This window comes from Nocardia sp. NPDC002869 (genome assembly GCF_046764065.1).
Classification (GTDB): Bacteria; Actinomycetota; Actinomycetes; order Mycobacteriales; family Mycobacteriaceae; genus Nocardia; species Nocardia rhamnosiphila.
Map to the genome: position 1 here is coordinate 1 of NZ_JBKOOL010000175.1, position 11397 is coordinate 11397.

Sequence of the window (11397 nt, forward strand, 5' to 3'; positions counted from 1 at the left end):
CGGGGGCGCGGCCGCGCCCCGGGGCGCGCGCGCCCCCGACCCCGGCCACGGGCACTCCCCCGAGGCCGGCCTCCCCACCGATCAGCGCCTGATCCTGGCCGCCGAACGGCTCTTCGCCGAACGCGGGATCGACGCGGTCTCCCTGCGTTCGGTGATGGCCGAAGCCGGCGCGAACGTCGCGTCCGTGCACTATCACTTCGGCTCCAAGGACGCTCTGGTCGACGCACTGATCAGCCGCCGCAGCGAACAACTGCACACCCGCCGCGCCGAACTGCTGGACGCCGTCGAGGACGCCGGCGCACCCGAGGCTCGGGCACTGGCCGACGCCTTCGTCCGCCCGGTCGGCGAACTCGCCGCCGCCGGCGGCACACCGTGGATCCGGCTGGTCGCGGGCATCATGAGCGGTAATCATCCCGCCCTGACCAAGCTCACCGAGGGGTTCGCTCCCCAGGCTCTGCGTTTCAACGCCCTGCTGGAGCAGATCGCCCCCGGCGTCGCCTCCCGGACGATCCGTTTCCGCCTCACCCAGGCCATGAACCTGACATTCCAGACCCTCGGCGACCCGGACGGTCTGCGCGGCATGCTGGCGCTCAGCGGAACCCGGCTCTCTCCCGACGAACTGCTCACCGAACTGATCGATACCGTCACCGCGATCCTCACGGGTCCCCCGGACCGCTGAGGTCGCCCGCAGACCCGCTCGTATGACCGACAGCGGACTCGACCTCGGCACCTGCTACCTATACCGACCGGCCGGAGTGGTACACGGACGTGTACACCAGTGACATGGACGATCGGTTGAGTATTCGGGAAGCTCGCGCACAACTCCCGGCCGTGGTCAATGCCGCCGACAAAGACGGACATGTCACCGTGATCACCCGTAGCGGTGAGCCGGCGGCCGCTGCCGTCCCTCTGTTCATGCTCGCCAAGCTCGAAGAGTGGGAAGACGAGCAACTGGAGCATATGGCGGACGAAGCTCTTGCCGAAGCGGGTGAGCCCGAACGGATCACCCTGGGGCAGATGATGGATGAGGTTCTCGCCGCAGGCGACGAAGCTCTGGCATGAAGTACGAATTCTGCTGGACCGCCGCTGCGCGAAGAGCATTGCGATCCATTCCCCGGGAAGACGCGTTGCGTCTGCTGGTCGCACTGACGTTGCTCGGTGACGACCCCTACCGGCGGGACGGCGTCGACGTCAAAGCATTGACCGGGCGCCCCGGATTCCACTTACGGGTGGGCAACTACCGCCTCGTCTACGAGGTCGACGAGGGAAAGCTGGTGATCCTGGTGATCTCCGCGGGCCATCGACGAAAGATATACGAGCGGTAGTTGCCCGGCGACCTCAGTTCACCTGCCGGCCCTCGCCCCAGTACTGCGCCCGCAGCGCTTTCTTGTCCGGTTTGCCGAGCGGGCTGACCGGGATGCTCTCGGCGAAGTCGACGGTCTTCGGGGTGTAGACCGCGCCCTTGCGGTCCTTCACCAGCGCCTGTAGTTCCTCGACCGGCACCGACTGCCCGTCACGGAGGACGACGACCGCCTTGACCGCCTCACCCCACTTGTCGTCCGGCACGCCGATCACGGCCGCGGCGCTCACCGCCGGATGCGCCGACAGCACATCCTCGACCTCACGCGGATACACATTGAACCCGCCGGAGACGATCATGTCCTTCTTCCGGTCGACGATGTAGAGGAAACCCTCCTCGTCCTGCCGGGCGATATCACCGGTGTGCAGCCAGCCGAATTCGGTGGCCTCGGCGGTCTGTTCGGGTTTGTTCAGGTATCCGTTCATCACCAGCGGGCCGCGGACACACACCTCGCCCGGCTCGCCCTGAGGTACCTCGTTGCCCTTCTCGTCGAGAAGCGCCACCGACAGCCACGGCACCGGACGGCCGCAACTGGCCAGCCGCTCCGGCTTGTTCAGGTCGTGGTCGCCGCGGCGCAGCACCGAGATGGTCATCGGGCTCTCGGCCTGACCGTAGAACTGGAAGAAGATGGGACCGAACTTCTCGATGGCCTCGGCCAGCCGGGTCGGGGAGATCGCGGAGGCGCCGTAGAACACCGTCTGCAGACTGGACAGGTCGTACTTGTCGAGGTCGGGGCTGTCCAGCAGCGCGTAGAGCATGGTGGGCACCAGCATGGTCGCGGTGATCTTGTACTTCTCGATCGCCTCGAGCACCTTGGCCGGGTGGAAGTACGGCAGCACCACGATGGAACCACCCTGCTGGGCGGTGGGACCCCAGAACGCGGCGCCCGCGTGGCTCAGCGGGGTGCACACCAGGAACCGGACCTCGTCGGGCCACTCCCATTCGGTCATCTGAATGCGCAGCATGGTGGTGCTGCCGCGGAAGCTCATCTTCACGCCCTTGGGCTTACCGGTGGTGCCGCCGGTATAGGCCAGGCTCATGGTCGCGTTGGGATCCACCTGCGGACCGCGCACCCGTTCGGGGGTGAACCCGGCGGCCAGTTCGATGAGGTCGGTCCCCGCCTCGGAGGGGCCGAACGAGAACAGGTTCCGCAGCCCGGGCACCTTGTCCCGCAACTGCGCGGCACGTTCGTCGAAACCGCTCGGGTCGTAGATCAGGGTTTCCACGCCCGCGTCCCCGAGGACGTAGGCATGGTCGTCGAGCGAGCCCATGGGATGCAGCGCCATGGCCCGCGACCCGTTCACATTGTTGGCGCCCTGGGCGAAGATCACCTCCGGCCGGTTGGCCGAGAGCACCGCCACCGGGGAGCCCACGCCGAGGCCGGCCGAGGCCAGCGCCTGGGCGAACCGGCTGATCTGATCGCGCACGTCGCGGTAGGTCAGGGTGGCGTCGTCGATATGGACCGCGGTGCGGTCGGCATAACGCTCTAGAGCTTTGCCCAGCAGATCCACCGCCAGCGGCTCGCGGTGCAGCAGGGCGGCGTCGTCGACGTGCGGTTCAGTGTTCATTCGTCTGCCTTTCGGGCCGGCCCGTCCGAGCGGCCCAGTGAAATCGACCGGTGCTCCGGCGCGGTCCCCCCGGCCGCGGGCACCGCCACATGGCGTCGCGGCCCGGGAACCACCCACGGGGCTCGCAAACCGCGAAAACTATAACACGTTCTACTCTATTTCCGAGGCAAATCCACCGGACCCGGGGTCCCGGCGAGAGCGGACCTCGGCGCGAGATCAGGATCGTTGCCGACCCACGAATCGAGGAGAACGCAGTGAGCAACCCGAAGATCCGGCTGGTGACCGGTTCGAGCAGCGGCTTCGGCCGCGCGATCACTCGGGCGGCGATCGAGGCCGGCGATACCGTCATCGCGGTGGCGCGCCGCACCGCCGCCCTCGACGACCTCGTCGCCGCCCACCCCGACCAGGTGGAAGCACTGGCGCTCGATGTCACCGATACCGAGCGCATCGAGACGGCGGTCGCCGATATCGTCTCCCGCTACGGCCGGATCGATGTGCTGGTCGACAGTGCCGGCCGCACCCAGGTGGGCGCGGTCGAGGAAACCACCGACCGCGAACTGCGCGACCTGTTCGACCTGCACTTCTTCGGACCCGCCGCGCTCACCCGCGCGGTACTACCGCAGATGCGCGCCCAGCGGTCCGGCGCGATCGTCACGATGAGCAGCGTCGGCGGGCAGCTGCCGTTCGCGGGCTTCTCCGACTACAGCGCCACCAAATTCGCGCTGGAAGGGTTCGCCGAGGCGTTGGCCGAGGAGGTCGCGCCGTTCGGGATCGATGTTCTGGTCGTCGAACCGCCCGGCGATCCCGCCAAGGCGGCCGCCGCCATCCGCGCAGCTCTCGAGGCCGAACGCACGCCCCTGCGCCTGCCGCTCGGCGCGGACTCCGTGGATGCGGTGCTCGCCCACAACGATTCGGTACGCGCCGAAGTGGTGGAGTGGGAGAAAGTCGGGCGGGCGACCGCCTTCGAGTGACCGCGGACGCCTGGGCAGCGGTACCTCGGTCAGGACGGGCCACGGTACATGTTGTCCCATCCGGTGTCCTCCCGGGGCGGCCTGGTCGGAGCCGGTTCGTGCGGCCGGAAATCCGGGTTGGGATCGAATCCCCCGCTCGGGTCGTTCCGATCGATCAAGGTTCCCTCGATTTTGTCCGCCGGGATACCACCGGGGACCACGATGAGTCCCTCATTGAAGCTGACGCGGGACTCACCCGTCTTGTCTACGACACCGGTTATATCTCGTACGATGTGGACCTCGTGCTCTGGAGGGCGCGCCCATCGGGAGTTCCAGAGTGGAAAACGAGCGGCCTCCGCCGGATCCTTCGACAGACAAACCCAGTCGTCGGCGCCCGGCCCGTCAGCGGCCACCCACGAAAACGTCGAATCGGTCAGTTCACTCCGGGGCCGGATACCTTCGGCCGCGATCGTCTCCCGCGATCGCCCGTCCCCGCGGTAGAGCCGGTCGAGATATGGCTCGCGACCGGCGGTATCGGGCGGGAATTCGAGTTTCGCGTCGATCTTGCGCGCATCGCGCTCCATCTCGTTCTTCCACTTCCACATGGCCTCGGCGAACTCCCGGCCCGCTACGCCCTGCGCGCGGAGGTGGTCTTGTTTGGCGGCAACTGCCCGCCCCCATGCTCGATTGACACTCCAGTCGGCGCCTTCCCGGCCGCCCGGATCGATATGCTCCGGCAACTCGTTGCGCCGTACATGCTCGTAGAAGTCGTGGAAGGTGATCCGGTTGCTGTCCAGCCCCGTTCGCAACGTGTACGACTCAGGGGCTCCAGCCCCTACCGCACTGCTGGAAGCGAAGTCGGTATCGGCGGGTATTCCGCCGATGAGATCCGCCTGCCGCTTGTCATCGCGACCCGCCCGCTCCGCATGTCCCGCCAAGTGTTCGCCCACACCTCTGGTCTCGGCGGCAAAACAGTCCCCGACCATCTTGCCCGAGTAGATCATCCGGTGCGAGATGTCCGTGATCAGGTCGGTTATTCTCGTGTGAGCCCCACTCATAGGTTCCTCGGCGGAATCCCGGATACTGCTCCCGCCTTGCAGTTCCTCGTCCCGAGCCTACGGTACCCGGCCGAAGCCTACTGCCGCCTATAGGAAATATGGACCGCCCGCCCGTCGGAAGCGGTCGCCGGGCCAACGCCCCCTCCGAATCCTTACGCCCGCCGAACGCCTTCGGCGGGCGTAACGACGCAGTCACCGCCGGCCAACCCCTTTCCCCGCCCGAACAGCGGGAGTGCGGGCGGAGAGGAGTTCGCGAACGGTCAGTCCCGCGTGACCGTCCCGGCCACCCGACGCCAGATCCCGAGCGGGTTCTCCGTCCGGATCTCGTCGGTGAGCAGTTCCTTTCCGCGGCGGCCGCGGCCAGCGCCAGGCCGCCCGGCCGGGACCCGGTGAAGCCCACCGCACGGATATGCGGATCGCGGACCAGCGCGAGGCCGGTTTCCGCGCCACCGTGCACCAGCGCGAAGGTCCCCTCCGGCAGCCCGTGCGCCCGGACTGCCGCGAGCACCGCCCGCGCCACCAGTTCGGAGGTGCCGGGATGCGACGGATGCGCCTTGACGACCACCGGTGCGCCCGCCGCGAGCGCGGCGGCGGTATCACCGCCCGCGACGGAGAAGGCCGGCGGGAAGTTGCTGGCGGCGAACACCGCCACCGGTCCCACCGGGACACGCCACCCAGTTCGCGCGGGCGGCGCCCGCCGAGCACTGGGTGACGGTTCCTGGCGAACTCACCAGGCGTGCCCGCCGAATGGCTTTCGCCGTCGTCACGGCGACCCTGGACGGCACCGATCAGGTGATCGCGACCGGCCAGGTCACCAACTCGGTCGTTCTGTCCGACTTCCCCTCCTGTGGGTCCGTGCTTGCGTCCGATGAACAGGGACAGTTAATATCCCTGTTATGAAAATGGGCGAGGGCGTCGAGTGGAGCCTGCACTGCTGCGTCACCTTGGCCTGGCTGGACGACCGATGGCCGGTGCCGATCGCCCGGCTGGCCGCCTGGTTCGACCTGCCGGTGGAGTACCTGAAGAAACGGCTGCAGGCCCTGGTCCGCGCCGGGATCCTCACCTCCACCCCCGGCGTACGCGGCGGCTTCGGCCTGGCCCGGCCCCCGGAACGGATCACCCTGCTCGATGTGGTCACCGCCGTCGAAGGCGGGGTGGACCCGTTCCGCTGCACCGAGATCCGGCAGCGCGGGGGCAGCGGTCGCAGCCCGGGCGCGGAGTTCACCCGGCCGTGCGGAATCTCCCTGGCCATGCGCCGCGCGGAACTGGCGTGGCGGCGGGAACTCGCCGCGCAGACGATCGCCGACCTCGCCGCCGAGGCCCCGGCGTCCGCGGCCGAGCGCACCCGGCGCGACTTCGCGAACCCCTGATCTCACGGCATGTCCGATAGTAGGCGCGCGAGGCGGGGTCGTGGCGGGTGGCGGTCGTAGCGGCGGGGGCGTTTGAGGTTGCCGCTGACCCGGCCGGAATCGCGGGGCACCGGCGCCAGGCCGGCGAGGCGGTCGGCCCGGTCGAACACGGTCAGGTCACCGCCGTCGGCCAGGGCGAGGACGCCGTCGATCAGTGCTGTCAGTTCGGTCTCGTCGTTGACCGTCTTGCGCGAGAGCCGTCGTGTCGCGCCGGTGTCGATCACCGTGCAGTGATGCGAGGCTTTCCCCGCAACTATTCCCGCCCAAAACTGTTGTGGCACAACGATCTCCATCAAAGTCGCAAAGCAGGCCGGGTGGGTCGACGACCACGCCGTCTCATCCTTACACAGCGATCGGATCGCATCTCTCAATCAGCGGTCGAGTCGTCGTGGAACGGTGGGCGGCCAATCCTCCTCGGCCATGAACCTCGGCAACGACATGAAAGCCGTACCCATCGCTCCCAGGTGATTCGAAACCCGATGGCTACGGGCTCTATCACCACACAAGAAAGGTAAGGATGACATGTCCGGAATCGTGGTGCTGGGCGGTGGTTTCGCCGGGGTGTGGAGCGCCGCGGGCGCGGTCCGGCTCGCCCGCGCGGCGGGACGCGACCTACCGGTCACCCTGATCGACCCCGGTGACGATCTGGTGATCCGGCCCCGCCTCTACCAGGCCGATCCCGACCGCATGCGGGTCTCGCTGGACCGGATCCTCGGGCCGGTCGGGGTACGCCGGATCGCGGGCGCCGCGACCGCGGTGCATACCGCGGACCGGACCGTGACCGTCGTCGGACGAGACGGCGAGACCGCCGAGATCCCATGGGACCAGTTGATTCTCGCGACCGGTAGCCGGCTCGTCCGGCCCGTCCTGCCGGGTGCCGAACTGCTCCACAATGTGGACACCCTCCCGGCTGCCGCGGCGCTGGACGCGCACTTGCGCCGGCTCCCGGAGCTGCCGGCCGGTCCGGGCCGCTTCACCGCCGTGGTCGTCGGAGCGGGCTTCACCGGGATCGAGACAGCGACCGAATTGGTGGACCGGCTCGGCGCGCTCGCCGCGACCGAGGCAGCGACCGAGCAGGTCCGGGTCGCGCTGGTGGAGCGGGCCGATTCGGTCGGTCCCGAACTCGGCCCCGGCCCCCGGCCCCAGATCCTCGAAGCCCTGGCAACCCTCGGTGTGGAGCAACACCTGGGTATGAGCCTGAACATGGTGGAACCGGACGGCGTCACACTGTCCGACGGCACCTGTCTCGCGGCTCGTACGGTGGTGTGGACCGCCGGGGTGCAGGCGAGTCCGCTCACCGCCGGTATCCCCGCCGACCGCGACCGATCGGGCCGGTTGGCGGTGGACGAGCAGCTGCGGGTACTCGGAGTTCCCGGTGTGTACGCGGCCGGTGATACCGCGGCGGCGCACGCCGAGCCGGGGCACCCGGTACTGCAGTGTTGCCAGCACGCGGTGCAACTCGGGAAATTCGCGGGCCACAACGCCGCCGCCGATCTGTTCGGGCTCCCGGCCGTACCGTTCACGCCGGCGCCCTACGTCACCTGCCTCGATCTCGGCTCCGCCGGAGCGGTGTTCACCCACGGCTGGGACAGGCAGGTGGCCGCGACAGGCGAGGCCGCCAAGGTACGGAAGCGCAAGGTGAACGAGTGGTGGATCTACCCGCCCACCGACGACCCCGGTGAACTGCTCCGGCAGGCCGACTACCGCTTCTCGGTCCGCGACATCCCCACCCCGTTCCCCTGAACCGCGCCGCGCCACCGAGCCGCGCCGAGCCGCGCCGAGCCGCGGCTCGGTTCGGCCGGTCGCGGCAGGCGGCGGACCGCCGTTCCTTGGTGAGCCGGTAGGCCCGATCCGCTGGACTCCGCCCCGGGCGTCTCGGCCGGGTACGACGATGTCCGCACGCAGCCACTCCAGCCCGTAGATACAAGCTTGCATGCAAGCATGCACCCGCCGGGGACCCTGGCCACCACCGCGCGGCATGCTCCCGCCCCGGCGGTACGGTCGGGACCGAGAGCGAACAGACGGCACGACCGCCGACCGGACGAACGGACAACGATGTGAACGAGGCCTTCTACCTGCCCGATCCGGCGGACCCGCAGCGGTTCCTCTCCACCGGGCTCACTCGTGGTCCGTGGTCGCCCGACGCCCAGCACGCCGGACCGCCCTCCGCGCTGCTCGGTCATGTGATCGAACGGTGCGAACCCCGTCCCGGCTTCCAGGTGGGCCGCGTCGCCGTGGAGATCCTCGGACCCGTCCCCCTCGCCCCGCTCACCGCGCAGACCCGCCTCGTCCGCCCGGGACGCAGCGTGGAGCTGATCGAAGCGTCCCTGTCCACCGACCGCGGTCCGGTGATGCGGGCCGCCGCCTGGCGCTTCAAACTCGCCGATCCCGAACTCGAGATCCCCGAACACCTCTTACCGACCGGGGCGCGTCCCGGCCCCGATCAGACGCCCGCCCCTGAACCGTTCCCTTCCACGCAGCCCGTGGGATTCCACACCGGTATCGAATACCGCTACGTCACCGGCTCGTTCCGCGAGCCCGGCCCCGCGGTGTGCTGGATCCGGCTGAAATACCCGATCGTCGCTGGTACCAGACCCAGCCCGCTGGAACGCACCCTCGCCGCCGCGGATTCCGGCAACGGAATCAGCGCGGTCCTCGACTGGGATCGCTACCTGTTCATCAACACCGATCTGACCGTCACCCTGCACCGCCAACCGGTCGGCGAATGGGTCTGCCTCGATGCCGTCACCCATCCGCAGCCGCACGGTATCGGCCTGGCCGAGTCCGCACTGTTCGACGAGAAGGGCCCGCTGGGCCGCAGCACCCAGACCTTGTTCCTCGGCCCGCGCTGACCGGATCGGGCACGGCGGCCCGTGACGCCCCCGCCGGTATCGTCGGCCGGGTACTCACCCACCGGCTATTCGCCGGGTACCCCGGCCGGGCCGATTCGGTTCCGGCGCCCCCGCCGGTCCGGTCGCGAATTCCCGGCGCACCAGCTTAGGCCGGGACCCTCGGTCATCCCGCTCCCCCGGGCGCGCGCGGGGTGAGCGTGACAACCGGTACGACCCGGCCCGCGGTGCGCTCGTACTCGGCCAGCGCGGGCAGGATCGCGACCATCGCGAGGTGCAGGCGATCGCGTTCGGGCCCGGCGTCGATCACCTCGGCATCGGCCTGGAAGAGTTCGGCGCCCACCTGCACGGTCACCGTCGGATGTGCGCGCAGATTGTGGTACCAGGCCGGGTTCCGTGGCGCCCCGGCATTGGAGGCGACGATCACCAGCCGATCGCCGTCCCGCAGATACATCACCGGCTTCGTATGCGGTAGGCCGGATTTCGCGCCGATGGTGGTGAGCAGGAGCAGATCGTAACCCGCGAAGGGGCCGCCGACGCGCCCCTCGCCGGCACGGAATTCCTCGATGACCTCGTCATCCCAGGCCGCCATGTGCACGTCCTCCGCGTCCGAACCGCACCCCGCCGATCAGCGGTGCGCCTACACCGGGGCGGGGATCGGTTTGCCCAGCACCCGGTTCAACCAGAATGCCCCGCGCATCCCGTGGAAAACAGCCATGACGAGTGCCCCGATACTCAGTGCCACGAATCCGGGCCACGGGTACGCCCCGAGATCGGCCGCGCATCCGAGTAGTGCCGCCAGGACGAGGCCGAGCACTCCCGCGACCGCGTTGCGCACCGGCGCGTTCCCGGTGACATTCGGGAACTCCTCTCCCATCATTCCTTTCGCGAAGTGCGGGAACGCGTTCGTGCCCAGCACGCCCGCCGTGAAAGCCGTAACCACTGTCGGCCACATCGGAACCACCTCATTCGGTCAACGTTTGTAGTCCGAAACTAGCAGTCGCCGCAATTTCGGTCAACGGTCGTTGCCCGAATGCAATCGGTCGCGCGCCCGGGTCGCGAGCGTGCGGGCCCTAGGCTGGTCGGGTGTCCGAAACCCAGCCGACCCGAGCCGAACAGCGGCGGCGCACCCAGGAACGCATTCTGCGAGCGGCCACCCGCCTGTTCGCCGAATCCGGCTACGAGCGCACCACCATCCGCGCCGTCGCGGCCGCGGCGGAGACCGACCCCAGCCTGGTCATGCGGTATTTCGGGTCGAAGGAGGAGTTGTTCGCCCGGGTCGCGGTCCCCGAACCCGACGCCCCGATCAGCGGTACACCGGAACAAGCGGCCGAACAACTACTCGCCGCGCTGGCGGCGAAGATCGACGGCGAACCCGATAGCGCGACCCTGGCCGCCGTCCGCACCATGCTCACCCATTCGGATACCGCGCAGAGCGTGCGCGCGGCGATGACCGCCCGGCAGCGGCAGGCCGCCGAACACCTCGATCCCGACGACGCGGACCTGCGCGCGGGCTTGATCGGGGCACTCACCCTCGGCGTCGTCATCGGCCGCCACCTGCTGCACCTGGATGCGGTGTCCGATGCCGCCACCGACCGAATCGTCGAACTGTTGCGCCCGGCCGTCCACGAGATCGCGCACGGCAGCATGCGCTCCCGCCCCGCGACCGGCCAGTAGATTTCCGGGGGTACGCCGAGCGTGGCCAGCATGGCCGGGCTGCCGTTGACCACGGCGGCATGGATGGCGGACGAGCCGCCGGCCGGCCGCACAATGCCCCGGACTTCGCGCCGGCGTCACCGTCGACCAGCTGGAAGATCCCGTCCTTGCGGCCGAGACCGATATGGTTGCCGACATAGGTCAGCGCGGTCGTCTCGACCTCGCGCCCGGTGCGGTCCCCGATGATCGCGGACGTCGCCTGCATACCGGTGAATCCCGCGGAAGCGCACGACATCGGCAACGGCCGGCCGTTGTCACCGATGACGAATGCGCTGTCACCGGCCACGTAGACACGGGGTGCGAGACCGAACGCATCTGCCGGTCGACCCTGATCTGTCCGCCTGCCACCACTTCGAGGCCGCTGGCGGCGGCAAGCGGGTGGACGGCGAAATCGATCAGTTTCCGTGAGTACGGAACTGCGGCGGGCTGATGTCGGCCCCGGGTGATGATTGGAGCATCGGCCGTCCCGGCCCACTGCGCCGAGGTC

Annotated in this window: 12 protein-coding genes and 2 pseudogenes; 8 read left to right on the top strand and 6 right to left on the bottom strand. The window is 69.1% G+C overall.

Translation table 11 applies throughout. From position 1 onward, the window contains the following. The 3 genes from ACLML9_RS24380 to ACLML9_RS24390 all read left to right on the top strand — a co-directional run. A partial coding sequence (locus ACLML9_RS24380) for a TetR/AcrR family transcriptional regulator (RefSeq protein WP_411947705.1) occupies positions 1–679 on the top strand: 679 nt, incomplete at its 5' end. A 104-nt stretch (positions 680–783) separates the two neighbouring features. Next, positions 784–1062: a type II toxin-antitoxin system prevent-host-death family antitoxin gene (locus tag ACLML9_RS24385; protein ID WP_411947706.1), complete on the top strand. Its 279-nt coding sequence runs from the start codon at positions 784–786 to the stop codon at positions 1060–1062. Beyond that, positions 1059–1325: a type II toxin-antitoxin system RelE family toxin gene (locus ACLML9_RS24390; protein ID WP_411947707.1), complete on the top strand. Its 267-nt coding sequence runs from the start codon at positions 1059–1061 to the stop codon at positions 1323–1325. Before ACLML9_RS24385 ends, ACLML9_RS24390 begins: the two co-directional genes overlap by 4 nt. A gap of 13 nt (positions 1326–1338) precedes the next feature. Here the strand turns inward: ACLML9_RS24390 and ACLML9_RS24395 are convergent, their stop codons facing one another. After that, positions 1339–2928, bottom strand: coding sequence for an AMP-binding protein (locus tag ACLML9_RS24395; protein WP_411947708.1), 1590 nt, complete (start codon positions 2926–2928; stop codon positions 1339–1341). 254 nt (positions 2929–3182) lie between these two features. On the opposite strand from ACLML9_RS24395, the gene ACLML9_RS24400 reads away from it, so the two are divergent. After that, on the top strand, positions 3183–3899 hold the full coding sequence (locus tag ACLML9_RS24400; protein ID WP_411947709.1) for an SDR family NAD(P)-dependent oxidoreductase: 717 nt from the start codon (positions 3183–3185) through the stop codon (positions 3897–3899). Positions 3900–3928: 29 nt separating this feature from the next. Here the strand turns inward: ACLML9_RS24400 and ACLML9_RS24405 are convergent, their stop codons facing one another. Further along, a complete protein-coding gene (locus tag ACLML9_RS24405) occupies positions 3929–4936 on the bottom strand; it encodes a hypothetical protein (protein ID WP_411947710.1) in 1008 nt (335 codons plus the stop codon). Between the two features lie 340 nt (positions 4937–5276). Beyond that, positions 5277–5606: pseudogene (locus ACLML9_RS24410) on the bottom strand (aldehyde dehydrogenase family protein); the annotation flags it as partial. Positions 5607–5832: 226 nt separating this feature from the next. Here ACLML9_RS24410 and ACLML9_RS24415 point away from each other — a divergent pair. After that, entirely contained in the window at positions 5833–6306 is a 474-nt protein-coding gene (locus ACLML9_RS24415; RefSeq protein ID WP_411947711.1) for an RrF2 family transcriptional regulator, read from the top strand. Positions 6307–6356: 50 nt separating this feature from the next. Here ACLML9_RS24415 and ACLML9_RS24420 read toward each other — a convergent pair. Further along, positions 6357–6476: pseudogene (locus tag ACLML9_RS24420) on the bottom strand (IS110 family transposase); the annotation flags it as partial. Positions 6477–6867: 391 nt separating this feature from the next. On the opposite strand from ACLML9_RS24420, the gene ACLML9_RS24425 reads away from it, so the two are divergent. After that, entirely contained in the window at positions 6868–8088 is a 1221-nt protein-coding gene (locus tag ACLML9_RS24425) for an NAD(P)/FAD-dependent oxidoreductase (protein ID WP_411947712.1), read from the top strand. Positions 8089–8402: 314 nt separating this feature from the next. Beyond that, positions 8403–9197: a thioesterase family protein gene (locus ACLML9_RS24430; protein ID WP_411947713.1), complete on the top strand. Its 795-nt coding sequence runs from the start codon at positions 8403–8405 to the stop codon at positions 9195–9197. 163 nt (positions 9198–9360) lie between these two features. On the opposite strand, the gene ACLML9_RS24435 is transcribed toward ACLML9_RS24430, so the two are convergent. Together ACLML9_RS24435 and ACLML9_RS24440 are read right to left on the bottom strand one after the other, a co-directional pair. Then, the gene (locus ACLML9_RS24435; RefSeq protein WP_411947714.1) at positions 9361–9786 is read right to left on the bottom strand and encodes a nitroreductase family deazaflavin-dependent oxidoreductase; all 426 of its coding nucleotides are present in this window, start codon (positions 9784–9786) and stop codon (positions 9361–9363) included. 48 nt (positions 9787–9834) lie between these two features. After that, positions 9835–10149, bottom strand: a complete 315-nt coding sequence (locus ACLML9_RS24440; RefSeq protein ID WP_411947715.1) for a hypothetical protein — start codon at positions 10147–10149, stop codon at positions 9835–9837. Between the two features lie 131 nt (positions 10150–10280). On the opposite strand from ACLML9_RS24440, the gene ACLML9_RS24445 reads away from it, so the two are divergent. Then, positions 10281–10871: a TetR family transcriptional regulator gene (locus ACLML9_RS24445; protein WP_411947716.1), complete on the top strand. Its 591-nt coding sequence runs from the start codon at positions 10281–10283 to the stop codon at positions 10869–10871. Positions 10872–11397 lie beyond the last annotated feature (526 nt).